Raw genomic sequence first — 22,750 nt, forward strand, 5'->3', positions numbered from 1 at the left:
CCATGCGCATCGACGTCGTTTCGATCTTCCCGTCGTACTTCGATGGGCTGACCCTCTCCCTGCTGGGCAAGGCCCGCGAGAACGGCATCTTGGATCTGCACGTCCACGACTTGCGCGACTGGACGAGCGACCGGCATCGCACTGTCGACGACACCCCGTATGGCGGGGGAGCGGGCATGGTCATGAAGCCGGAGCCCTGGGGTCTTGTCCTCGACGAGCTTGCGGGTTCATCCCAGCCGACGATCATCTTCCCCTCGCCGGCGGGAGAGGTCTTCCGTCAGAGCACCGCTCGCGAGTTCGCAGAGCACGATCACCTCATCATCGGCTGCGGTCGCTATGAGGGCATCGACGAGCGCGTCTTCGAGTATGCCGCGACGCTCGGTGAAGTTCGTCTGGTGAGCCTCGGAGACTACGTCCTCAACGGCGGCGAAGTCGCAGCGATGGCGATGATCGAAGCGATCGGACGCCTCGTTCCCGGCGTGGTCGGCAACCCCGAGAGCCTCATCGAAGAGTCACACGAAGACGGGCTTCTGGAGTACGCCTCGTACACGAAACCCTCGACCTGGCGTGACCGTGAGGTTCCCGGCGTGCTGCTCAGCGGCAATCACGCCGCCATCGCCGCATGGCGCCGTGAGCAGCAGATCGAAAGAACCAGGGCGCGCCGCCCCGACCTGCTCAGCGACTGACGTCCCATCTGCTGATCAGACAGGCACGATCAGACGGGCAGATTCGCCTCGTCGAGAAGATCGTCCTCGGCGTCAGCATCCTGATCACGCCGTCGTCGCCTCTTCTCGGGCGTCGGGCGACCTTCGAGCTCTTCGCGATGCTTCTGCACCTCGGTGCGGATGATGTAGAAGATGAAGATGAATCCCATCACACCGAACAGGATCCACTGAATCGCGTAGGAAAGGTGCGGGCCGGGATCTTCGGTAGGAGACTCGAACGCGCCGAGCGCGGCATCCGGTGCGGGGCTCTCTTCCACCAACCGGCCGTAGCCGCTCACAATGACATCGCCAGTGACTTCTGAGGCGATCGTAGGCAGATGAATCGTGGGAACCTGACCCTCGGGTGCGCTTCGTCCCGAAGACGGCAGCTGCTCGCCTGGTCGCAACCGGACGATCACCGTCACTTCGCCGGTAGGCGGCGCCGCGACAGCATCCGGCAGGGCGCCCTCGCCCGGCGCCACCCACCCTCGGTCCACGATGAAGACGCGACCGTCGTCGTCTTGGAACGGCACGAGCACCTCGAAAGCACTTGTGCCGCCGTGCGGACGATTGCGCACGAGCAGCTGTTCGTCCGCGAGGTATTCACCCTGCAAGACGACGGGGTGCCATTCGTCACCGGGTCGCATCTCGCCGTCGGCGCCGATCAGATCGCGAAGCGGCACAGGATCGGCATCATAGTTCTGCTCGACGAGCGCGAGATCCTCAGCACGACTCTCGTTCCTCTCGAACTGCCAGTTCGAGAGGAACACGCAGGCGGCCGCGAATCCGATCGCGATCAGAAGATAGACGCCCCAGCGCAGGAAACGATTGTTCACTCCGGCAACCCCTCACGCACGGCGACAGGGAAGTCGCGTGCCGCAAGGTAATCATGCAGGAAGCCCGCATGCTCATCGCATGCCAGCCAGATCTTCTCGCGGTCCGCGCTGTGGATTCGCGGGTTTCGCCAGACGATCTGCTGAGTCGCGTCGATTCGGCATCCCGCTCGAGAGCACTTGTGCATCACTTCTCGTCCTCTTCGGGGTGTTCGGCGACGGCGGGCGTTTCGCGGATGGTGATCACGGTTGGATCTGCAGGGGTCTCTTCCGTGCGCGGTGCGGCTGTGATCTCCTGCACCGGCGACTCCGCCGGCGGCGTCGCGGTCGGACTCACCGCGTTCGCGAAGACCACTGCGATATACGGCAGAATCGCCGCCGCGAAGGCGAATACCCAGGTGTACCAGCCGTAGGGGGTTACAAGGACGGTCAGCGCGAAACACGCCATGCGGATCCCCATCGTGATCCAGTACCGGCGCACACGGGCGGTCGCCTCCTCCTGCGGGGATTGCGGGAGGGACGTCACAGGGGCGGCATGTGAGTGTTTCACGGTGCTTCAAGCCTACGCCGCGGAGCGGGGCACGGATGGCCTTTGGTGTCCGGATAAGATGGCCCGGGCCGGTCACTCGGCAGATCGTAGAACCCGGTGGGAGAACAATCATGAGTTCAGAGCGTGTCGTCCTGGTAACTGGCGGAAATCGCGGCATCGGTCGTGCGATCGCCGAGCGCTTCGTGCGCGACGGCTACCGCGTTGCGGTCACCGCGCGCAGCGGTGAAGGTCCGGAGGGCACCCTCACCGTGCGCGCCGATGTCACGGACGCCGTGTCGATCGATGCCGCTTTCACCGAGGTCGAAGCCGCACTCGGACCGGTCGAGGTCATCGTCGCCAACGCTGGCATCACCAAGGACACCCTGCTCATGCGCATGAGCGAGGATGACTTCGACAGCGTCGTCTCGACGAACCTCGGCGGAACCTTCCGTGTCGTCAAGCGCGCATCGAAGGGCATGTTGCGTGCGCGCTTCGGCCGCATCATCCTCATCTCCAGCGTCGTCGGACTCTACGGCTCGGCGGGGCAGGTGAACTACGCCGCATCGAAGAGCGCCCTGGTGGGCTTCGCTCGTTCTGTCACGCGCGAACTGGGGGCGCGCGGGATCACCGCCAACGTGGTCGCCCCCGGATTCATCGAGACGGACATGACTGCGGCGCTTCCCGAAGAGACGCAGAAGCAGTACAAGGCCAACATTCCGGCCGCGCGCTTCGCAACGCCGGACGAGGTCGCGGGCGTGGTCACGTGGCTTGCAGGCGCGGATGCCGCCTACATCTCAGGCGCCGTCATTCCCGTCGACGGTGGACTGGGCATGGGCCACTGATTCATTGATCAGCTCAGCCAGTCTTGCTGGCTGGGAGAACTGGGGCCAGTGGCCGGAGCCGATCTTCCTCACCGTGACGTCGGCGATCGCACGGTACTCATCGGCGTATGAGGACCACTGATCGATCACGGCTTCGAGCTGCTGCCTGTCCATACTGCCCATGAGGATGGTGACCGGCACACGATGCTGCGCTCCGGTGAGTCGTACGGGGTCGGTAGGGACACGGGCCGGTACCGACTGGGTCAGCGGCAGGGTTCGTGCGCGCGTCTCAGCGTCGAGGTCGTAGACATCCTCGGCGGGGAAGTAGTCCCACCCAGGAAAGGGAGTCACGCCATCGATGACGTCGAACTCAGAGATGCTCGCATCATCTGGCGGCGGCGTGGTGTCGACGAAGATGACTTGGGCGACGCGGTCGGCCCGTGCAGCAGCCGCGCCCCACACGACGTTGCCTCCGCCGCTGTGACCCACGAGAACGACCGGCTCTGATGCGACGTCGATCTGTGTGACGACGGCGTCGACCCAATCGGCTATTCCGATGTCTGCAGAGCGCTCAGCGGGATCGCCGACGCCGGGAAGGGTCAGCGGAAGAGGCGTGTGACCTGCTGCCGTAAGCGCGGGGACGATGTCGTCCCACGAGGATGAATCCAGCCAGAGGCCCGGTACGAGAAGGATGTCCATGCCGCGATGCTAATGGTGGGTTCTGACGTTATCCAGACCTCGTTCAGGGGCAGGCGCCGTTCAGGGCAGCAGGGCGATGACTTCGCGCAGATCCTGCGGTGCGATGACGAGGCTTGCGACCGCGCGCACCGCGGGCTTCGCATTGAATGCGATGCCGAGCCCTGCGACCGCCATCATCTGCAGATCATTGGCGCCGTCGCCGATCGCGATCGTTGCGTGCGACGGCACGCCGAGCTCGTTCGCCCACTCCTGGAGAGATGCGGACTTGGCTGCAGCATCCACGATTTCGCCATCGACTGTGCCGGTGAGCACGCCATCGGCAACAGCGAGGCGATTGGCGCGCCACCGGTCCACGCCCAGGTCCGGAGCAATGTGATCGAGGATCTCGTGGAACCCACCGGAGACGACACCGACCACTCCGCCCCGGTCGTGAACAGCGGAAGTGAGCTCGCGGACACCCGTGGTCGGCTCAATGCGCGCGCGAACTCGTTCGAAAGCATCCGTCGAGATGCCGGTCAGCGCCTGCACTCGCGAGCGAAGACTGGTCGCGAAGTCCACCTCTCCGCGCATCGCGGCCTCGGTCGCGGCTTGCACCTCTTCGCGCCTCCCCGCCTCGTCAGCGAGGAGCTCGATCACCTCGTTGCGGATGAGGGTGGAATCGGCATCGAGGACGACGAGGAAGCGCGCTGCAGTCACACGATCGACAATAGCGCCAGGTGGGGTACGGCCCTGATCAGAGTTCGACCAGCTCGCCCTTTCCGACGATCGTGATGCCAGATTCCGTCACGGTATACCCGCGGTCCAGATCTCGCTGCCTGTCGACGCCGACTGTGGCGCCATCGAGCATCACCACGTTCTTGTCGAGGACGGCTCTGTGCACTCTCGCCCCTTGACCCACGACGACGCCATCGAACAGCACAGAGTCGGTGATCGTCGATCCGCCGGCAGCCAGTGTGCCAGGGCCGATCACGCTGCGCTCCAGATGCGTCCCGGAGAGGACCGAACCGGGCGAGACGATCGAGTCGATCGCGTTGCCGATGCGACCGACGGCGTCGCGGACGAACTTGGCCGGCGGCGCGTTGACGCTCTGCGTGCGGATCGGCCACAGCGTGTTGTACAGGTTGAAGACGGGCAGCGTGGCGATGAGGTCCATGTGGGCGTCGAAGAAGGAATCGATGGTTCCGACATCGCGCCAGTACGCACGGTCGCGCGGGGAAGACCCTGGCACGTCGTTGTTCTTCATGTCGTAGTACCCGGCCGTACCGCGGTCCACGAAGTACGGGACGATGTCGCCGCCCATGTCGTGGTGGGATGAGGCGATTTCGCCGTCGGCTTCGACGGCCGCGATCAGAGCATCCGCATTGAAGATGTAGTTGCCCATGGAGGCCAGGACCTCGTGAGGCGAGTCCGCCAGGCCCTCAGCATCCGTCGGCTTCTCGAGGAACGCGCGAATGCGTCCCGATCCGTCCGGATCGGCGTCGATCACACCGAACTGGTCCGCAAGGGCGAGTGGCTGGCGGATGCCGGCGACGGTCGCCTCTGCGCCGGAGGCGATGTGCGCATCGAGCATCTGCTGGAAGTCCATCCGGTACACGTGATCGGCGCCGATCACGATCACGATGTCCGGCGTCTCGTCATTGATGAGGTTGAGGCTCTGCAGGATGGCGTCGGCCGAGCCCGAGAACCAGCGCTTGCCGAGACGCTGCTGGGCGGGCACCGAGGTGATGTAGGAGTCGAGCAGCGAAGACATCCGCCAGGTCTGGGTGATGTGGCGATCAAGGCTGTGCGACTTGTACTGAGTGAGTACCACGATCTGCCGGAGCCCGGAATTGATGAGGTTTGAGATCGCGAAATCGATGAGCCGATACTGGCCACCGAAGGGCACAGCAGGCTTCGCGCGGTCTGCTGTCAGCGGCATGAGACGCTTGCCCTCTCCGCCGGCGAGGATGATGCCGAAAACCTTCTTTGGGGCTGCCATGGCTCCACAATAGAACCCGAAGGTGTCGCTGTACTAGCGTTCAAGCATGCGCGTCGACATGATCACCAAGGAGTACCCGCCGGAGATCTACGGCGGCGCGGGAGTGCACGTTTCGGAACTGGTCGCAGCGATGCGATCCTCCCTCGACGTGCAGGTGCGTGCGTTCGGCGCTGAGAGGTCAGAACCGGGCACGACGTCCTATCGGACGCCTGCCGAGCTTCTGGGGCAGAACCAGGTGCTGCAGACTCTCGGAACCGATCTGTTGATGGTCGGCGACGTTGCCGGTGCCGATCTCGTGCACAGTCACACCTGGTACGCGAATTTCGCCGGTCACCTCGCCGCACAGTTGCACGGCATCCCGCACGTGATCACTGCACACAGCCTTGAGCCGCTGCGGCCCTGGAAGGCGGAACAGCTCCGCGGCGGGTACGCCGTCTCCGGTGGAGTGGAGAAGCTCGCGTACGAGAATGCGAATGCCATCATCGCCGTTTCCGCGGGCATGCGTGCTGATATCTTGCGCGCGTACCCGCAGGTGAGCCCCGAGCGGATCCATGTGATCTACAACGGCATCGATGTAGAGCGGTGGCGTCCTGTGAACGATCCGGCCTTTCTCGACGAGATCGGGATGGACCCGAGTCGGCCGTCCGTCGTGTTCGTCGGGCGGATCACGCGGCAGAAGGGCCTGCCATACCTGCTTCGCGCCGCAGAGCTGCTGCCGGCTGATGTGCAACTGGTGCTGTGCGCGGGCGCGCCCGACACGCCCGAGATAATGACCGAGATCCAAGAAGGCGTCGGGCGGCTGCAGCAGACGCGCGGGGGAGTGATCTGGATCGAGCGCATGCTGCCGCGAGATGAGCTCAGCGCGATTCTCGCCGCAGCGACCACGTTCGTGTGCCCTTCGGTCTACGAACCGCTCGGCATCGTGAATCTCGAAGCCATGGCGTGCGGCGCGGCAGTCGTCGGCACGGCGACCGGCGGCATTCCCGAGGTCGTCGCTGATGGCGTCACCGGACGACTCGTGCCCATCGAGCAGGTGCAGGACGGCACAGGCACCCCGATTGACCCGGACCGGTTCGTCGCCGATCTTGCCCGGGTTCTCACCGAAGTCGTTTCAGACCCTGCACGGGCGCGTGAGTACGGCCGGGCAGGGCGCGAGCGTGCGACGGATGAGTTCAGCTGGGCGGCGATCGCCGACACGACGCGGTCGCTCTACGCCGAGCTGACGGACGAGAGCGTCTAGGCTGGGCAGTATGCCGAGCGCTCTTGATTTCACCGATGTCGTCGTGCGCCGTGACGGGCGCAACATCGTCGATCATGTGACCTGGCAGGTCGCAGACGACCAGCGATGGGTGGTGCTCGGCCCGAACGGAGCGGGCAAGACCACCCTGCTTCAGCTTGCCGACACGCTCATGCACCCGACGGGTGGAACCGTGACGATCCTCGGCGAGACTCTCGGGCGCACTGATGTCTTCGAGATCCGCCCGCGGATCGGTTTCGCGTCCTCGGCGATGGCAAGGCGCATCCCCCGCGAGGAGACAGTCCTCAACGTCGTGCTCACCGCTGCCTACTCAGTGACCGGCCGGTGGAACGAGAAGTACGAGAACATCGACGAGCGCCGCGCGCTGCGTGTACTGGGGGAGTGGAAGCTCGACCACCTCGCCGATCGGACCTTCGGAACGCTCAGCGATGGCGAGCAGAAGCGCGTGCAGATTGCGCGTGCAGTGATGACCGATCCCGAACTTCTGCTTCTCGATGAGCCGACTGCTTCGCTGGATCTCGGGGCGCGTGAGGAGCTTCTGAGCCTCCTCAGCGGTTACGCGTCATCTCCGACGACGCCGGCGATGGTCATGGTGACCCATCACGTAGAAGAGATACCGGTTGGATTCACTCACGTGCTGCTGATTCGCGAAGGCGCCATCGTCGCCGCGGGCCCGATCCAAGAGACGCTGACGCCGGATGCTCTGGCCGAAGCCTTCGGAATGCCGATCGCGCTCTCGGCCGAAGACGGACGCTACGCGGCGCGTGCCACGTCCTGAGCTCGGCATATGCTAATATTGACCCTTGGTGCTTCTGCACCCTTTGACTTTCATTCTGTACGCACCCCGCAATCCAAGGATTCCGCATGAAGACTGACATTCACCCCGACTACAAGAACGTCGTGTTCCGCGACCTCGGCTCGGGCGAGACGTTCCTGACCCGCTCGACGGTCACCAGCGACAAGACGATTGAGCTGGATGGCGCGGAGTACCCGGTCATCGACGTCGAGATCTCCTCTGCTTCGCACCCGTTCTACACGGGTAAGCAGCGCATCATGGACTCGGCCGGTCGCGTCGAGAAGTTCAACCAGCGCTTCAAGGGCTTCGGCGGCAGCAAGTAAGCTCCCGCAACGAAAGGAAGGCCCCGCTTCGGCGGGGCCTTCCTTGTGTTCTCAGCGCGTTTCGTGCGCCGTTTCTCGCACAGGCCACTGCCCGTCGAGAGCATCTTCTGGATCGATGCGACCGATGCGGATGAAGTACTCGGTAAGGCTCTCAGCTTGCGTCCGCGCCCAGCCGATCTGCTGTGCGTGCAGTTCTTGCGCGGACGTCGCGAGCGGGAACGCCCGTGCGAGCGCCTGTGCGACTCTGCCGGCAGCGATGGCGTCTGCGGATGCCTCGTGCGCACCGTCGAGCGTCACTCCATAGTGCTGCGCGACGAACTCGAGAGTGCGCTTGCCTTTGCGGTACCGGTCGACTGCCTTGTCGATCACCAGTGGATCGATGACCGGACCGGGTGCCTCGAGAACCGCGACACCGTGCCGGTGGCACTCATGCGCGAGCAGTGAGAAATCATACGAGGCGTTGTAGGCGACCACAGGGAGCCCCTGCGCGAACAGCGAGCTGAGCGAGGACCTGATCTCGGCGACTACTTCGCAGGCATCTCGGCCTTCGCGCTGAGCGCGTTCGGTGGTGATCCCATGCACGGCGGCTGCCCCGTCTGGAATCGGCACCCCAGGGTCGGCGATCCATGATCGTGCGGCGACCTCGTCGCCGCGGGAATCGAGCACACCGACGTATGCGGTGACGATGCGATCGGTCCCGACATCGACTCCCGTCGTCTCGAGGTCGAAGACGCCGATGCGACCGAGCCAGGCCGGCAATTCCAGATCGAGTGCCATGAACTTCTCCTCTGTCACCTCTCACGCTAGGGATGGCCTCGGACATTGCGGCGCAGGCGCGCCCGTAGACTGAAGGCATGCCCGTGCCATCGCCATATGCCGACAGGCTGAGTCGTCTTCCCGTCGAGCGGCACGAGGTCGAGGTCTCTGGCGGTAGGACCGCGTACTGGGTGTACGGCCCCGCTACCGACTCGATGGAACCGGTGACGGTGATCGCGGTGCACGGATTCCGCGGCGAGCATCACGGTCTGGAGCCGGTGCTCGCCTTCCTTCCCGAGCTCCGCGTGATCGCACCCGACCTGCCCGGTTTCGGCGAGACCGAACCTCTTCCCGGCGGTGTCCACGATCTCCAGGCATACGCGCAGTGGCTGCGCGAGTTCGCAGCAGCTGTCGCACCTGGCGCTGTCATCCTCGGCCACTCCTTCGGGTCGATCGTGACTTCTGCAGCCGTCGCGGGCGGTCTCCAGACGCCGCAGCTGATTCTCATCAACCCGATCGGCGCTCCTGCTCTGCAGGGACCGAAGGGCATTCTCACCAAGCTCGCCGTGTTCTATTACGCGCTCGGTGCGAAGCTCCCGGCGCGCATCGGAACAGCGCTGCTACGGAACCGACTGATCGTGCGCGCAACGAGCATCGCGATGGCGAAGACAGCAGACGCGGATCTGCGCCGCTTCATCCACGATCAGCACGACACGTACTTCTCGAGGTTCGCCGATCGCGATGTTCTGCGTGACGCGTTCGTCGCCAGCGTCTCGAACGATGTGCGAGCGTTCGCTCCCGAGATCGACGTGCCGACGCTGCTGGTGGCTGCGCAGCACGACGACATCACCCCTATCGAGGACGAGCGGCGTCTGGCGGCGCTGTTCCCCGATGCCGAGCTGGTGGAGATCGCAGACGTCGGTCACCTCATCCACTACGAGACGCCCGCCGAGGCCGCTGGTGCGATCCGTCGATTCCTCAGGGTTCCCGTTTCGCGAGACCGATGAGACCCGCGACGCGATAGGGGATCACCTCGCCCATCGCGAGCGAGGTCTCCGTGCGTTCCACGCCTTCGATCGACAGAATGCGGGCGTCTGTATCGAACAGATGCCGGGCGTCGCGGCAGGCGACGCGCGCGAGCAGGTCGATAGATCCGCTCAGTCCGTGCACCTGAAGAACCTCGGGAATGCGCGCAAGCTCTGCGGTGATCCGTGGCAGCTCGGTCTGTCGGAGTCCGATGCTGATGAACGCCTGCAGAGGAAAGCCCAGCACTTCTGCTGAGAAGGATCGCTCGTAGGAGAGGAACACGCCAGTCTGCTCGAGCCTGGCCATTCGCGCCTGAATGGTGTTGCGCGATAGGCCCAGACGTTCGGCAAGCGCGACGACGGTGGTTCTGGGGTCTTCCGACAGCGCAATGAGCAGTTCGAGATCTACTCGATCAAGCGTGGACATAGTGCCAAACCCTAGCAGGTGACAAACGGCATTATTGGGCAACATGCTCAAGCAAACTGTGAATGCTTGAGCGTGCTGATGAACGGACGTACGCTCGAAGTGACCGACGGAGCCGTCGGCGTCAGGCGTGCTGGTCCTCACGAGGGACTCACCCGTCAGGAGGACGAAGATGTCATCGCAAACCACCCCGAACACAGACACCGGCCAAGATCTTGAGCTTGTTGAGAGACTCATCGCGCCGGATGGAACCCGACTGAGCAACCCTGAGCTCGATGCGCTCGTGGCTGACGTTGATGCAGCGCAGCTTCGCGGGCTGCACCGCGACATGGTGATCCTGCGTCGGATCGATTCCGAAGGCATCGCCCTGCAGCGTCAGGGGCAACTGGGTCTCTGGGCTCCTTGCAACGGCCAGGAAGCAGCGCAGATCGGCACGGCCCGCGCGATCGATCCGATCGACTTCGTCTTCCCCAGCTACCGCGAGACCGGGGTCCTCTACGCGCGCGGCGCGCAGCCAGGTGACTTCGTGCGGGTCTGGCGCGGCGAAGAAGGGGCGCCGTTCGATCCCCTGGAGATGCGGGTAGCCCCACTGCAGATCATTATCGGCGCGCAGACTCTGCACGCGGTGGGCTACGCCATGGGCATCAAGCACGAGCAGGCTCCTGAAGTTGCCGTCACCTACTTCGGTGACGGTGCGACCAGCCAGGGAGACGTCAACGAGGCGATGGTCTTCGCCGCCTCCTACCAGGCCCCGGTCGTCTTCGTATGCCAGAACAACCATTGGGCGATCTCTGAGCCGGTGACAGTGCAATCGCAGTACCCGATCGCCGGGCGAGCACCCGGATTCGGCATCCCGAGCCTGCGTGTCGATGGCAATGACGTGCTCGCCTGCATGGCGGCCATGCGCTGGGCACTCGCGCATGCGCGATCGGGCAAGGGGCCGGTGTTCCTCGAGGCTGTCACCTACCGCATGGGGCCGCACACGACGTCGGATGACCCGACCCGATACCGCGATCCCGCAGAGCTCGAATCATGGAAGCAACGCGACCCGATCGCTCGCGTCGAGGCGTATCTTCGCGGCCTCGGCGAGATCGACGACGAGCAGATCGCTGCTGCGCACGCCGATGCCGACAAAATCGCCCGAGAGATGCGAGCCGCGTGCCTCGGCATGGTCACCCGCGAGCCGCTCGCCGTGTTCGACGGGGTGTACGCAGAACCGCACTGCGGCATCGACCGCGAACGCGAAGAGTATGCCGCGTATCTCGCGTCGTTCGAAGAGGTGTGACATGACTCAGATGACATTGGGCAAGGCATTGAACGCCGGCCTCCGAAAAGCGATGAAAGACGAACCGAAGGTCGTCCTGATGGGGGAGGACATCGGCAAGCTCGGCGGTGTCTTCCGCATCACCGACGGTCTCCTCGATGAGTTCGGGGCGGCGCGCGTCATCGACACGCCTCTGGCGGAATCGGGCATCGTCGGCACTGCAGTCGGGCTCGCGTATCGCGGCTATCGTCCCGTCGTCGAGATCCAGTTCGACGGGTTCGTTTATCCGGCCTTCGATCAGATCGTCTCGCAGGTCGCCAAGCTGCACTACCGCACACAGGGGCGCGTGAAGATGCCGATCACGATTCGGATCCCCTGGGCGGGAGGAATCGGGGCGGCTGAGCATCACTCGGAGTCGCCCGAGGCCTACTTCGTGCACACTGCCGGCCTGCGCGTGATCGCGGTCTCCAATCCGCAGGATGCGTACCGATGCCTGCAGCAGGCGATCGCCTCGGATGACCCGGTCATCTTCTTCGAACCGAAGCGGCTCTATCACCACAAGGGTGAGGTCGATCTCGACGCCTCACTCGCGGATGCGTCGCCGATGGGGCTTGCGCGTGTCGTCCGCCCAGGGGCTGATGTCACAGTCATCACCTACGGGGCGATGGTGTCGACGGCGTTGGATGCCGCAGCTGCCGCAGAGGACGAGGGGCTGTCGCTGGAGGTCATCGATCTGCGCTCACTCTCACCGGTGGATTACGGAACGATCGCCGCATCCGTTCGGCGCACAGGACGCGTCGTCGTCGCCCATGAAGCCTCCCGTGAGGCGGGCGTCGCAGCAGAAGTGATCGCCAGCATCACCGAGCGGTGCTTCGAGTACCTCGAGTCGGCGCCTGTGCGCGTCACCGGCCACGATGTGCCCTATCCGCCCGCGAAGCTGGAGAAGTTCCATCTTCCGGACCTCGATCGGATTCTGGATGCCGTCGACCGCGTACTCGATCGACCGAACAGCCTTGCGGGAGCCGAGTCATGATTCAGGAATTCCATCTTCCCGACCTCGGCGAGGGGCTTACCGACGCCGAAGTCGTCCAGTGGCTCGTGGCCCCCGGCGATACCGTGACGTTGAACCAGACGCTCGCCGAGGTCGAGACGGCAAAGGCCGTCGTCGAGCTTCCGTCTCCCTTCGAGGGCACGGTCTCAACGCTGCACGCCGAAGCGGGAGAGACCGTCGCGGTGGGCGCTCCGCTCATCGCCTTCGACGTCCCCGGCGACGACGCTTCCGAGCCCGAGCCTGGCAGCGAGGAGAGCACCGCGCAGACTGAGAACGCAGATGCTGACGACACGGAGGCGACGCCACCGAACCTCGTCGGATATGGTGCTGCCCCATCGAGCAAGAAGCGTCCGATGCGCCGTGTGCGTCGTGTCATGGGGAGCACGGTTCCCGCGGACACCGCCGTGCTGGAGGCGGCACCGCACGATGTGCTTCCTGATGAAGCGCCGGCGACCGTGAGGGTCGGCGAACGGCCGCGCTCGACGCCCCCGGTGCGCGCACATGCCAAGCGACTTGGCGTCGACATCGTCCTGGTCGCCGCTGAAGTCGGCGATCGCGTGATCACTCGTGAAGACATCGATGCCTACGCCGAGCGTGTCGGTGCGAGAACGGATGCGCCAGCACCTCAGCATCCGGCCATCAGCGTTCTAGGTACGACCGACGCGCGCGAAACTCGCATCCCGATCAGGGGTGTGCGCAAGCACACCGCTGCGGCGATGGTGCAGAGTGCATTCACCGCACCGCACGTGACGACTTTCCACACGGTGGATGTGACCGCCACCATGGAGCTCATCGCGACACTGCGTGAAGATCGCGAACTGACCGCGCACAAGATCGGTCCACTCGTCGTCGTGGCAAAGGCCGCGTGCCTGGCTCTGAGCCGCACACCCGGACTGAACTCGCGGTGGGACGAAGAGGCCGGCGAGATTGTGCAGCACCACTACGTCGATCTCGGAATCGCCGCGGCGACGGAGCGTGGGCTCATCGTGCCGAACATCCGTGCCGCAGACAGCATGACGCTGCCGCAACTCGCGGACGCGCTGACCGCGCTGGCTCAGACAGCGCGATCGGGAAAGACGACGCCGGCAGAACTCGCCGGCGGCACATTCTCGATCACGAATATCGGTGTGTTCGGCATCGATGCCGGCACTCCGATCCTGCCTCCTGGCCAGTCGGGGATTCTCGCGGTCGGAGCTGTTCGCCGCATGCCGTGGGAGCACCAGGGCGAGATCGCGCTTCGGCAGGTGATGACACTGAGTCTGTCCTTCGATCATCGCATCGTCGACGGCGCAGAGGGGGCCCGATTCGTGAAGGATGTCGCGGACATTCTCGAGCAGCCGGGTCGCGCGATGCTCCTGCGCTGACCGGGCTGTCACCCCGGCCTCAGCCGACGGGTGCGAGCAATGCTGCGTACGCCATCTCTCTGAGCACGGCGGCGGTGGCTCTCGTGGATCGTGAGGCGCTGCGGGTGCTGTGCGGTGTCGAGTTGATCAGACCGAAGCACGCCTGCACCCGCAGTCTCAGCTCGTCTGTGGATGCGTCGAGAAGGGGCACAAGCGTCGACATCCACAGTCCGATGTAGGCGCGCTGCAGCGTGCGCACGGCGGCGCGATCCTCGTCGCAGAGGTGTGCGAGATCGCGATCCTGAACCAGGATGATGTCGGCGTTGCCGAGCGCGAAGTCGACGTGGAACGCGATCAATGCGCGCATTCTCTCGGAGGTGCCCGCGGCTTCCTCAGCCACTGCCGTGCCGCCGACGACGAGGTCTTCGCTGACTTTCACCAGGACAGCGCCCAGGAGCGCCTGCTTGCCATTGAAATGACGGTAGACGGCAGGGCCCGATACGCCGACAGCAGCGCCGATGTCTTCCAAGCTCACGCCCGAATAGCCTCGTGCGGCGAAAAGGCGGGCGGCTTCGTGCAGAAGTGCGTCGGCACGTTCGGCTTTCGCGCGGTCACGAGAGGTGAGAGGGCTTGTCATTTCAGTTAACGCTCGCTAACCTAAAATTGTCGGGTTAGTGAACACTAACCGTAAATGCACGGTGGATGCCACTACGTGAGTCGAGGAGGACGTCACGATGACAGTGACACAGCAGTCGCTCGCAGCACAATTGCGCGAACGACTCGATCGTGCGGCCGCAGGCGGCCCTGAGCGTGCGCGGGAGCGTCACGTCGCCAGAGGCAAGCTGCTGCCTCGTGAGCGCATCACGAGACTCCTCGACGAGGGAAGCCCCTTTCTCGAGATCGCCCCCCTCGCGGCAGAAGGCCTGTACGGAAGCGAGGTGCCGGCCGCAGGCGTGATCGCAGGAATCGGACTGGTGCACGGCCGCCACGTCATGGTCATCTGCAACGACGCGACAGTCAAGGGCGGCAGCTACTTGCCGATGACGGTCAAGAAGCATCTGCGTGCGCAGGAGATCGCATTGGAGAACCGTCTTCCCTGTCTGTACCTGGTCGATTCCGGGGGAGCCTTCCTTCCGAAGCAGGATGAAGTCTTTCCTGACCGCGACCACTTCGGGCGCATCTTCTTCAATCAGGCGCGGATGAGCGCTGAGCGCATTCCGCAGCTCGCGGCGGTGCTGGGTTCGTGCACGGCGGGCGGCGCCTATGTCCCGGCGATGAGCGATGAGACCGTCATCGTCCGCAATCAGGGCACGATCTTCCTGGGCGGACCGCCACTTGTGAAAGCGGCGATCGGCGAAGTCGTCACCGCAGAGGAACTGGGGGGCGGCGAACTCCATGCCCGCCGCTCCGGCGTCGTAGACCACCTGGCAGAGAACGACGAGCACGCCCTCGAGATCCTTCGAGACATCGTGCAGACCCTGCCTGCGCCCGCGGCTCCGGCGTGGGAGATCGCGGCATCCGTCGCCCCCGAAGACGAGTCAAGTCTGTACGGTGCGGTCCCCGTCGACGTCAACGCCGCGTACGACGTGCACGAGGTGATCAGTCGGCTTGTCGACGGCGACTCCTTCCGCGAGTTCAAAGCCGAATACGGCACGACCCTCGTCACCGGCTTCGCGCGTCTGCACGGTCACCCGATCGGCATCGTCGCCAACAACGGGGTGCTGTTCAGCGAGTCCGCGCTCAAGGGTGCCCACTTCATCGAACTGTGTGACCAGCGCGGCATCCCGCTGCTCTTTCTGCAGAACATCACGGGTTTCATGGTCGGCTCGGTCGCCGAGGCAGGCGGCATCGCGAAGGACGGCGCGAAGATGGTGACCGCTGTGGCCACCACCCGCGTGCCGAAGCTGACCGTCATCATCGGTGGATCCTTCGGCGCCGGAAACTACTCGATGTGCGGGCGGGCGTACTCGCCGCGCTTCCTGTGGACGTGGCCGGCCAGTCGCATCTCGGTGATGGGCGGCAACCAGGCAGCATCTGTGCTCGCCACCGTCAAAGAGGACCAGCTCACGGCCCGCGGCGAGTCCTGGGATCCCGAAGAGCGCAGCGCCTTCGAAGACCCGATCAGGGCACAGTACGAAGACCAGGGAGAGCCCTACTACGCCACCGCACGACTATGGGACGACGGGATCATCGACCCCGACGAGACACGCGACCGGCTCGGTCTCGCACTGGATGTCATCGCCCGCAGCCCCCTCCCAGAACCGCGCTTCGGCGTCTTCAGGATGTGACCATGAGCTTTCAGACCGTGCTCGTCGCCAATCGTGGCGAGATCGCCCGCCGCATCATGCGCACTCTTCGTGAGCAGGCAATCCGGAGCGTCGCCGTGTATAGCGATGCCGACGCGGATGCTCCGCATGCCCGTGAAGCCGACACTGCTGTACGGATCGGTCCGGCGCCAGCATCCGAGTCCTATCTCGATGTGGATGCCGTCATGAGCGCTGCGCGCGAGTCCGGCGCCCAGGCGATCCACCCCGGGTACGGCTTCCTGTCTGAGAGCGTCGCCCTCGCCCAGGCCTGCGCCGAGGCCGGGATCGTCTTCATCGGGCCTTCCGCCGGGGCGCTGAAGATCATGGGGGACAAGGTCGCGGCCCGGGAGCAGGTCGCTTCTCGCGGTGTTCCGGTCGTGCCGGGATTCGATGCGGCAGGGCTCAGCGACGGCCAGATCGCCGTGCGGGCGAGTGAAGTCGGATACCCGATGCTCGTGAAACCGAGCGCGGGTGGTGGCGGCAAGGGTATGGAGATCGTCTCCTCTGAAGCGCACCTCGACGATGCACTCGCTTCTGCCAGGCGCGTGGCAAAGTCAGCGTTCTCCGACGACGCGCTGCTGCTCGAGCGCCTCATCACGAGGCCGCGCCACATCGAGGTGCAGATCTTCGGAGACGCACACGGTACCGTCATCGCACTCGGCGAGCGCGAATGCACCCTGCAGCGCCGCCACCAGAAAGTGATCGAGGAGGCGCCTTCCGCGGGTCTTCCTGACGGGGTACGAGAGAAGCTGTTCGACGCGGCAGTGCGTGCGGCCGAGAGCGTCGACTACGTCGGTGCGGGGACTGTCGAATTCCTCATCGATGCGGACTCACCGCAGGACTTCTTCTTCATCGAGATGAACACGCGACTGCAGGTGGAACATCCGGTGACTGAAGCGGTGACCGGACTCGACCTCGTCGCATTGCAACTGTCGGTCGCCGCCGGCGAGAGGCTTCCGGCTGCGCCGGTGGTGACAGGGCATGCGGTCGAAGCCCGAATCTACGCGGAGTCACCAGAGCGCGGATTCCTTCCGTCCACTGGGCGCGTGCTGAGATTCGATGCGCCAGGAGATGTGCGGGTGGATGCCGCGGTGGAGACCGGAAGCGAAGTCACCGGGTTCTATGACCCGATGATCGCGAAGGTGATCGCTTACGCTCCCGATCGCGATTCTGCGCTCGAGAGGCTCGATGCGGCTCTTGCACGGACGACGATCCTCGGTGTGGAGACGAACATCGCCTTCCTGCGGATGCTGTTGCAGAACGAACGCGTGCGGGCCGGCGACTTGGACACAGGACTCGTCGACACGCTGCTTCCTGTTCCGGCTGCAGTCGCGTCGCCGCAGATGGTCGACGCCGCGAGAATCGCGTTGCGCGACGAGACGGCTGCTGCCAGCGCAATTCTCGCCGCGCAGACGAGTTCTCGCGCGGGCGGGGTGTGGGCGGCGCTGGCGGATGCGAGTGCGCGGGAGGTCGCATTCCTGACGGATGCCGGGGCGCTGGTGGATGCTGGAGCGCTGATGGATGCAGCCAGCAGCGAGCCCACGGCGAGCGGCGCCGCGGCTATGCTTCCCACCGCGATCGATGCCGACGGCGCGATCTGGGTGAGCGAGGAGGGGAGCTCCGTGCGGCTGAGGCCGCTCGATCGGCGCGCCCGCATGCGGCATGAGCTCGCTGGCCGCCAGCCAGAAGCTGCTGCGACTTCTCCCGAGGCGCGTGCGCCGATGCCGGGAAGCGTCGTCGCGGTGCACGTCTCCGACGGCGTACGCGTGTCCCAGGGCGACCCGCTCGTCTCGATCGAGGCGATGAAGATGGAGCATCCGGTGCTCGCGCCGCACGACGGCACTGTGCACCTGCTGGTCGCCGTCGGTGACCAGGTGCGACGAGATCAAGCAGTCGCGACCGTGACCGCAGACCAGACCGACGAAGGAGCAGCATGACCATCGATCTCACTGAAGAGGAAACCGAACTCAGCGCCATGGTGCGCGAGTTCGCCGATGTCGTCGTCGCGCCGCAGGCCTACGAGGCCGACCGCACGCACACGCTGTCGATGGACGTCGTCGCCCAGATGGGTGAGCTCGGACTCTTCGGGCTGCCCTTCCCTGAGGATCACGGTGGCCAGGGCGGTGACTACATGGCGCTGTGCCTCGCGATCGAAGCGCTCGGCCGCGTCGACCAGTCCATCGCCATTACCCTGGAGGCGGGCGTCAGCCTCGGTGCGATGCCGGTCTTCCGGTTCGGCGATGACGCCCAGCGCGAAGAGCTCCTTCCCGATCTTCTTGCCGGTCGTGCACTGGCCGGCTTCGGACTGACCGAGCCCGAAGCAGGCAGCGACGCAGGGGCGACTCGCACGACGGCGCGTCTGGACGCAGGCGAGTGGGTCATCAACGGATCGAAGCAGTTCATCACCAACTCGGGCACGCCGATCACGCGCTTCGTCACGGTCACCGCGGTCACCGGTGAGAGCGACGGTCGCAAAGAGATCTCCACGATCATCGTGCCCAACGGCACCCCCGGATTCACCGTCGAGCCGGCGTACGACAAGGTCGGCTGGCACGCCTCTGACACACACCCTCTGACGTTCGACGAGGTCCGCGTTCCGGAGGGCAACCTGGTCGGGCAGCGGGGGAGCGGGTTCAAGAACTTCCTCAGCATCCTCGATGAGGGCCGCATCGCCATCGCCGCGCTCTCGACGGGGGCTGCGGAAGGATGCCTGGAGGCAGCTGTCGAGTATGCCAAAAGCCGCACGGTATTCGGGGCAGCCCTCAGCACACGTCAGAACGCACAGTTCACGCTCGCGCGCATGCGTGCTCGAGTGCACACCGCGCGCCTCGCCTGGCATCACGCGGCACGTCTGCGCGACGCGGGCAGGCCCTTCGCCGAAGCAGCCGCGATCGCCAAGCTCGCAGCGGGAGATGCCGCCATGGACAACGCTCGCGACGCGACCCAGATCTTCGGCGGAAACGGCTTCATGAACGAGTTCTCGGTCGGCCGCCACTATCGTGACTCGAAGATCCTCGAGATCGGCGAGGGAACGACCGAAGTGCAGCTGCTGGTGATCGCACGCGGATTGGGGCTCGTATGACAGACATCATCCAGCGCGGCCTGTACTTCGAAGAGTTCGAGGTGGGTGCGCGCTACCTGCACCGTCCTGGGCGCACGGCCACAGAGGCCGACAACGTCCTGTTCACCACGCTCACGATGAATACGCAGGCACTGCATCTGGAAGCGGCATTCGCAGAAGCGGGCGAGTTCGGTCAGCGCCTGATCAATTCGATGTGGACTCTTTCGACGATGGTGGGTGCCTCGGTGGCTCAGCTCACGCAGGGGACGCTGGTCGCGCAGCTCGGCCTGCACGACATCTCTTTTCCCCATCCGCTGTTCGCCGGTGACACGCTCTACACCGAGAGCGTCATCACCGAGAAGAGACTCTCGAACTCTCGCCCGGGTCAGGGGATCGTCACGATCACACACACCGGACGCAACCAGGACGGCGTCGTCGTCGCTACGGCCACGCGCACCGCGCTCATGTACTGCAGACCGGAGGAGGGCTGATGGGGTTCACGCTGGGACCGGCGCTGCTGTTCTGCCCCGGTGATCGCCCCGAGCGCTTCGCGAAAGCGGCCGAGCGGGCGGATGCCGTGATCCTCGATCTTGAGGACGCCGTCGCCCCGGACAGCAAGACAGCTGCTCGGGCGCACGTTGCGGCATCCGATCTTGACCCCACGCGCGTGATCGTGCGGGTGAACGCGCCCGACACGTCGGACTTCTCTGCGGATCTCGAAATGCTCCAGCACTCGCCGTTCCGCACGGTGATGGTCGCGAAAGCCGAGGACGCGGCACTGCTGGATGTCTTCGACCCGTCGTTCTCAGTGATCGCCCTCTGCGAGACCGCTCGAGGCGTGAGCGCCGCGGGCGCACTCGCGGCTCACGATCGGGTCTGCGCGCTCATGTGGGGCGCTGAGGATCTCATCGCCTCGCTGGGCGGCACCTCCAGCAGACACGCGAACGGCCGCTACCGCGATGCGGCACGCTACACGCGGGCGCGTGTGCTGATGGAGGCCGGGGCGCACGGCAAGGCGGCGATCGATGCCGTCTACATCTCGATCGAAGACGTCGAAGGGCTCGCGGCCGAGGCAGAGGATGCTGCGGCATCCGGGTTCCACGCGTCAGCGTGCATCCACCCTGGGCAGGTGTCCACGATCCGCGCAGCGTACGCGCCTGATGCGGACACGCTCGCCTGGGCGCAAGAGGTGCTGAAGGCAGCCGAGGGTGAGCGCGGCGTGTTCCGATTCCAAGGGCGAATGATCGACGAGCCGCTGCTGCGGCACGCCAGATCCCTAGCCGCGCGAGCCTAGATCGAAACAGGCTCGAGCAGTCGCAGCAGGCCAGGTGCCAGCTCGAAGCGGTAGGCAGAGCCGTTCCGCAGCACATCACCTTCACAGGGCAAGGTGCCGCCGGAAGCGTGATGGAGCAGTGCCCGGATGACGCCGCCGTGCGTGACGACGATCACCGACTCTGCTGCGGGGGCGGAACGGCGCCGTGACTCACGAGCAATCGTCTCAAGGGCTGTGAGCGCACGATCGCGCACCGTGTCGAGCGTCTCCGCACCTGAAGGAGCGCCATGCCAGTCGGTGAAGCGCTCGAGGTACTCCTGCACCAGGAGCCCTTCACCCTCTCCGAAATCGCGTTCGCGCATGCCATGCGTGATCGTGGGGTCGGTAAGACCCAGCTCGGATGCGATGATGCGGGCAGTCTCGTGCGCCCGGATGAGGGGACTCGCATACATGACGTGGTGCGTCTCGCTGCGTAGAAGCGCAGCGGCGGCGAGCGCGTCGCTGCGCCCGGTCTCGTTGAGCGGAATATCGGTCGAACCCTGGATGCGACGCGCGAGGTTCCAGTCCGTCTGGCCGTGGCGAACGAGAGTGATGAGGGTCACGTGAGCTGCTCCTTGAGAGTGGGAAGCACGTTACCCGTGCCTCCGGCGAGTACGACGTCCGCCCACGGATCGGCGCGGGTCGGCTCGTGATTGATGATGACGAGCGGGATGCCGCGGCGCCTGGCCCGCTCGACGATGCGGACTCCGGAGTTCACGACGAGCGAAGAGCCGGCAACGATCAGAGCATTGCTGCTGCGCAGCAGGGATTCCGCGGCGCGAAAGCGATCAACGGGGACGAACTCGCCGAAGAACACGACATCGGGTTTCAGCATTCCGCCGCATACTGTGCACGACGGCACGATGAAGTCATCTGTGCTCTCCGGCGCGACATCGCCGTCCGGGTTCAGCACGATGTTCTCGGGAACCGTGATCCAGGGATTGCGCTCTTCGATCTGAGAAGCGATGTCGCGGCGGTCGAAGACCTGCCCGCACTGCAGGCAGAGTACACGGCGCATGGTGCCATGAACCTCGACCACTCGTGAACTGCCCGCCCGCAGGTGCAGTCCATCGACATTCTGCGTGATCACTCCGGTGACCAGACCATCGCGTTCCATATCTGCGAGTGCGATGTGCGCTCTGTTCGGCTGGGCGGAAGCGAATGCCTTCCAGCCGAGGTGTCCGCCGATCCAGTAGCGGCGCCGCGCTGCCTCGTCTGCGAGATAACGGGCCCCTGTCATGGGATCGGCCCTGGTGCGTGCTCCCTCGCCGCGATAGGCGGGAATACCGGAATCGGTGGAGATTCCCGCGCCCGTGAGAAGAGCGATGCGGCGCCCGCGCAGAAGTTCGGCCGACTTCGCGATGTCGGCAGCCAGTGCAGTACTGATCGTCGCAGTCACGGAACCTCCTCGACGAGTCTACGGTGCGGCGCGATCGTGGGACGTTGCGATGGCAGAGTTGTCGGTATGCACATCGAGCGCGTCGACGACGCATCCGACCCGCGTCTGGCCGACTACCGCAACCTCACCGACACCGCCCTTCGTCGTGTGCAGGAGCCGGCGGGCGGGCTATACATCGCCGAATCGGCGAAGGTCATCGAACGCGCGCTCGGCGCAGGGCATACGCCTCGCTCAGTGCTCGCGCAAGAGCGATGGCTGCCGGGATTGGAACGGCTTCTGGTCGATTCAGCGACACCTGTCTACGTCGTCCGAGACACCGTCGCCGAGCACGTCACCGGTTTCGCCGTGCACCGTGGAGCACTGGCATCCATGCATCGCCCCGCGCTTCCGAGCATCTCTGAGGTGCTGGAAGGCTCACGCGTCGTGCTCGTGCTGGAGGACCTGATCGAGCATCAGAACGTCGGCGCTGCCTTCCGTGCCGCTGCCGGGCTGGGGGCGGATGCTGTGGTGCTCACCCCCCGCTGCGCTGACCCGCTCTACCGTCGCAGCGTGAAGGTGAGCATGGGCACGGTCTTCCAGGTGCCGTGGACGCGGATGACCGATCGCGAGGCGGGGCTTGCCGAACTGAGCGCGGCCGGCTTCGAGCTCGCTGCGCTCGCACTGAGCGAAGGCGCACTGCCGCTCGGTGCCTACGCTGCGAACCGGCCGGAGAAGGTAGCCCTTGTGCTCGGCACCGAGGGCGACGGTCTCTCGTCCGTGGCCTTGGAGGCCGCTGATGTCGTCGTCACGATTCCGATGCGCGGGGGAGTGGACTCGCTGAACGTGGCATCCGCCGCCGCGGTCGCGCTGTGGGCCCTGACGAGTTGAC

At 65.1% G+C, this 22,750-nt stretch carries 26 protein-coding genes; 15 read left to right on the forward strand and 11 right to left on the reverse strand.

From position 1 onward, the window contains the following. Positions 1–2: 2 nt before the first annotated feature. Positions 3–686, forward strand: a complete 684-nt coding sequence (gene trmD / locus ACTU6U_RS05730; protein ID WP_443468201.1) for a tRNA (guanosine(37)-N1)-methyltransferase TrmD — start codon at positions 3–5, stop codon at positions 684–686. A 29-nt stretch (positions 687–715) separates the two neighbouring features. Here the strand turns inward: trmD and ACTU6U_RS05735 are convergent, their stop codons facing one another. Genes ACTU6U_RS05735 through ACTU6U_RS05745 form a run of 3 tightly spaced genes read right to left on the reverse strand, consistent with a single transcriptional unit; the run spans position 716 to position 2,087 of the window. Beyond that, positions 716–1,540 (reverse strand): SURF1 family cytochrome oxidase biogenesis protein, encoded by an 825-nt coding sequence (locus ACTU6U_RS05735; RefSeq protein ID WP_443468202.1) that lies wholly within the window; start codon positions 1,538–1,540, stop codon positions 716–718. Beyond that, on the reverse strand, positions 1,537–1,725 hold the full coding sequence (locus ACTU6U_RS05740) for a hypothetical protein (protein WP_443468203.1): 189 nt from the start codon (positions 1,723–1,725) through the stop codon (positions 1,537–1,539). Before ACTU6U_RS05740 ends, ACTU6U_RS05735 begins: the two co-directional genes overlap by 4 nt. Further along, positions 1,725–2,087: a DUF3099 domain-containing protein gene (locus ACTU6U_RS05745; RefSeq protein WP_443468204.1), complete on the reverse strand. Its 363-nt coding sequence runs from the start codon at positions 2,085–2,087 to the stop codon at positions 1,725–1,727. Before ACTU6U_RS05745 ends, ACTU6U_RS05740 begins: the two co-directional genes overlap by 1 nt. Positions 2,088–2,197: 110 nt before the next feature. Here ACTU6U_RS05745 and fabG point away from each other — a divergent pair, with 110 nt between their 5' ends. Beyond that, positions 2,198–2,908, forward strand: coding sequence for a 3-oxoacyl-ACP reductase FabG (gene fabG, locus ACTU6U_RS05750; protein ID WP_443468205.1), 711 nt, complete (start codon positions 2,198–2,200; stop codon positions 2,906–2,908). Here the strand turns inward: fabG and ACTU6U_RS05755 are convergent. Genes ACTU6U_RS05755 through ACTU6U_RS05765 form a run of 3 tightly spaced genes read right to left on the reverse strand, consistent with a single transcriptional unit; the run spans position 2,861 to position 5,564 of the window. Next, positions 2,861–3,586: an alpha/beta fold hydrolase gene (locus ACTU6U_RS05755; protein ID WP_443468206.1), complete on the reverse strand. Its 726-nt coding sequence runs from the start codon at positions 3,584–3,586 to the stop codon at positions 2,861–2,863. The genes fabG and ACTU6U_RS05755 overlap by 48 nt on opposite strands. Positions 3,587–3,646: 60 nt before the next feature. Then, entirely contained in the window at positions 3,647–4,282 is a 636-nt protein-coding gene (serB, locus tag ACTU6U_RS05760; protein WP_443468207.1) for a phosphoserine phosphatase SerB, read from the reverse strand. 37 nt (positions 4,283–4,319) lie between these two features. Then, positions 4,320–5,564 (reverse strand): glucose-1-phosphate adenylyltransferase, encoded by a 1,245-nt coding sequence (locus ACTU6U_RS05765; protein ID WP_443468208.1) that lies wholly within the window; start codon positions 5,562–5,564, stop codon positions 4,320–4,322. 46 nt (positions 5,565–5,610) lie between these two features. Here ACTU6U_RS05765 and glgA point away from each other — a divergent pair, with 46 nt between their 5' ends. From glgA to ACTU6U_RS05780, 3 genes are all read left to right on the forward strand, one after another. Continuing rightward, a complete protein-coding gene (gene glgA, locus ACTU6U_RS05770) occupies positions 5,611–6,804 on the forward strand; it encodes a glycogen synthase (RefSeq protein WP_443468209.1) in 1,194 nt (397 codons plus the stop codon). Between the two features lie 10 nt (positions 6,805–6,814). Next, complete coding sequence (locus ACTU6U_RS05775; RefSeq protein WP_443468210.1) at positions 6,815–7,600, forward strand: ABC transporter ATP-binding protein; 786 nt, start codon at positions 6,815–6,817, stop codon at positions 7,598–7,600. An 86-nt stretch (positions 7,601–7,686) separates the two neighbouring features. Continuing rightward, positions 7,687–7,941: a type B 50S ribosomal protein L31 gene (locus ACTU6U_RS05780; protein ID WP_417511774.1), complete on the forward strand. Its 255-nt coding sequence runs from the start codon at positions 7,687–7,689 to the stop codon at positions 7,939–7,941. Between the two features lie 51 nt (positions 7,942–7,992). Here the strand turns inward: ACTU6U_RS05780 and ACTU6U_RS05785 are convergent, their stop codons facing one another. Then, positions 7,993–8,718: a 3'-5' exonuclease gene (locus tag ACTU6U_RS05785; RefSeq protein WP_443468211.1), complete on the reverse strand. Its 726-nt coding sequence runs from the start codon at positions 8,716–8,718 to the stop codon at positions 7,993–7,995. Between the two features lie 77 nt (positions 8,719–8,795). Between ACTU6U_RS05785 and ACTU6U_RS05790 the strand changes: the two genes are divergently transcribed. After that, positions 8,796–9,704 (forward strand): alpha/beta fold hydrolase, encoded by a 909-nt coding sequence (locus ACTU6U_RS05790; RefSeq protein WP_443468212.1) that lies wholly within the window; start codon positions 8,796–8,798, stop codon positions 9,702–9,704. Here ACTU6U_RS05790 and ACTU6U_RS05795 read toward each other — a convergent pair. Continuing rightward, positions 9,676–10,149 carry an Lrp/AsnC family transcriptional regulator gene (locus ACTU6U_RS05795; RefSeq protein WP_443468213.1) on the reverse strand — a complete coding sequence of 158 codons (474 nt, stop codon included), beginning with the start codon at positions 10,147–10,149 and terminating at the stop codon, positions 9,676–9,678. The genes ACTU6U_RS05790 and ACTU6U_RS05795 overlap by 29 nt on opposite strands. A 169-nt stretch (positions 10,150–10,318) precedes the next feature. On the opposite strand from ACTU6U_RS05795, the gene pdhA reads away from it, so the two are divergent. The 3 genes from pdhA to ACTU6U_RS05810 are packed head-to-tail and all read left to right on the forward strand — an operon-like array spanning position 10,319 to position 13,825. After that, positions 10,319–11,431 (forward strand): pyruvate dehydrogenase (acetyl-transferring) E1 component subunit alpha, encoded by a 1,113-nt coding sequence (gene pdhA / locus ACTU6U_RS05800; RefSeq protein WP_443468214.1) that lies wholly within the window; start codon positions 10,319–10,321, stop codon positions 11,429–11,431. A 1-nt stretch (position 11,432) separates the two neighbouring features. Continuing rightward, positions 11,433–12,443: an alpha-ketoacid dehydrogenase subunit beta gene (locus ACTU6U_RS05805; protein ID WP_443468215.1), complete on the forward strand. Its 1,011-nt coding sequence runs from the start codon at positions 11,433–11,435 to the stop codon at positions 12,441–12,443. Further along, a complete protein-coding gene (locus ACTU6U_RS05810; protein ID WP_443468216.1) occupies positions 12,440–13,825 on the forward strand; it encodes a dihydrolipoamide acetyltransferase family protein in 1,386 nt (461 codons plus the stop codon). The genes ACTU6U_RS05805 and ACTU6U_RS05810 overlap by 4 nt, the downstream gene beginning before the upstream one ends. Positions 13,826–13,844: 19 nt before the next feature. On the opposite strand, the gene ACTU6U_RS05815 is transcribed toward ACTU6U_RS05810, so the two are convergent. Continuing rightward, on the reverse strand, positions 13,845–14,441 hold the full coding sequence (locus ACTU6U_RS05815) for a TetR/AcrR family transcriptional regulator (protein WP_443468217.1): 597 nt from the start codon (positions 14,439–14,441) through the stop codon (positions 13,845–13,847). Positions 14,442–14,538: 97 nt separating this feature from the next. Here ACTU6U_RS05815 and ACTU6U_RS05820 point away from each other — a divergent pair, with 97 nt between their 5' ends. Genes ACTU6U_RS05820 through ACTU6U_RS05840 form a run of 5 tightly spaced genes read left to right on the forward strand, consistent with a single transcriptional unit; the run spans position 14,539 to position 20,465 of the window. After that, complete coding sequence (locus ACTU6U_RS05820) at positions 14,539–16,092, forward strand: carboxyl transferase domain-containing protein (protein ID WP_443468218.1); 1,554 nt, start codon at positions 14,539–14,541, stop codon at positions 16,090–16,092. 2 nt (positions 16,093–16,094) lie between these two features. Then, on the forward strand, positions 16,095–18,047 hold the full coding sequence (locus ACTU6U_RS05825) for an acetyl/propionyl/methylcrotonyl-CoA carboxylase subunit alpha (RefSeq protein ID WP_443468219.1): 1,953 nt from the start codon (positions 16,095–16,097) through the stop codon (positions 18,045–18,047). After that, positions 18,044–19,192 carry an acyl-CoA dehydrogenase family protein gene (locus ACTU6U_RS05830; protein WP_443468220.1) on the forward strand — a complete coding sequence of 383 codons (1,149 nt, stop codon included), beginning with the start codon at positions 18,044–18,046 and terminating at the stop codon, positions 19,190–19,192. Before ACTU6U_RS05825 ends, ACTU6U_RS05830 begins: the two co-directional genes overlap by 4 nt. After that, on the forward strand, positions 19,189–19,662 hold the full coding sequence (locus tag ACTU6U_RS05835) for a MaoC family dehydratase (RefSeq protein ID WP_443468221.1): 474 nt from the start codon (positions 19,189–19,191) through the stop codon (positions 19,660–19,662). Before ACTU6U_RS05830 ends, ACTU6U_RS05835 begins: the two co-directional genes overlap by 4 nt. Continuing rightward, complete coding sequence (locus tag ACTU6U_RS05840) at positions 19,662–20,465, forward strand: HpcH/HpaI aldolase/citrate lyase family protein (RefSeq protein WP_443468222.1); 804 nt, start codon at positions 19,662–19,664, stop codon at positions 20,463–20,465. Before ACTU6U_RS05835 ends, ACTU6U_RS05840 begins: the two co-directional genes overlap by 1 nt. Here ACTU6U_RS05840 and ACTU6U_RS05845 read toward each other — a convergent pair. Next, positions 20,462–21,046, reverse strand: a complete 585-nt coding sequence (locus ACTU6U_RS05845) for a histidine phosphatase family protein (protein ID WP_443468223.1) — start codon at positions 21,044–21,046, stop codon at positions 20,462–20,464. The genes ACTU6U_RS05840 and ACTU6U_RS05845 overlap by 4 nt on opposite strands. Then, positions 21,043–21,882 carry a Sir2 family NAD-dependent protein deacetylase gene (locus ACTU6U_RS05850; protein WP_443468224.1) on the reverse strand — a complete coding sequence of 280 codons (840 nt, stop codon included), beginning with the start codon at positions 21,880–21,882 and terminating at the stop codon, positions 21,043–21,045. Before ACTU6U_RS05850 ends, ACTU6U_RS05845 begins: the two co-directional genes overlap by 4 nt. A gap of 66 nt (positions 21,883–21,948) precedes the next feature. On the opposite strand from ACTU6U_RS05850, the gene ACTU6U_RS05855 reads away from it, so the two are divergent. After that, positions 21,949–22,749 (forward strand): TrmH family RNA methyltransferase, encoded by an 801-nt coding sequence (locus tag ACTU6U_RS05855; RefSeq protein ID WP_443468225.1) that lies wholly within the window; start codon positions 21,949–21,951, stop codon positions 22,747–22,749. The last annotated feature ends 1 nt before the right edge of the window (position 22,750 follow it).

The organism is Microbacterium zouquanmingi, from assembly GCF_052266695.1.
Classification (GTDB): domain Bacteria; phylum Actinomycetota; class Actinomycetes; order Actinomycetales; family Microbacteriaceae; genus Microbacterium.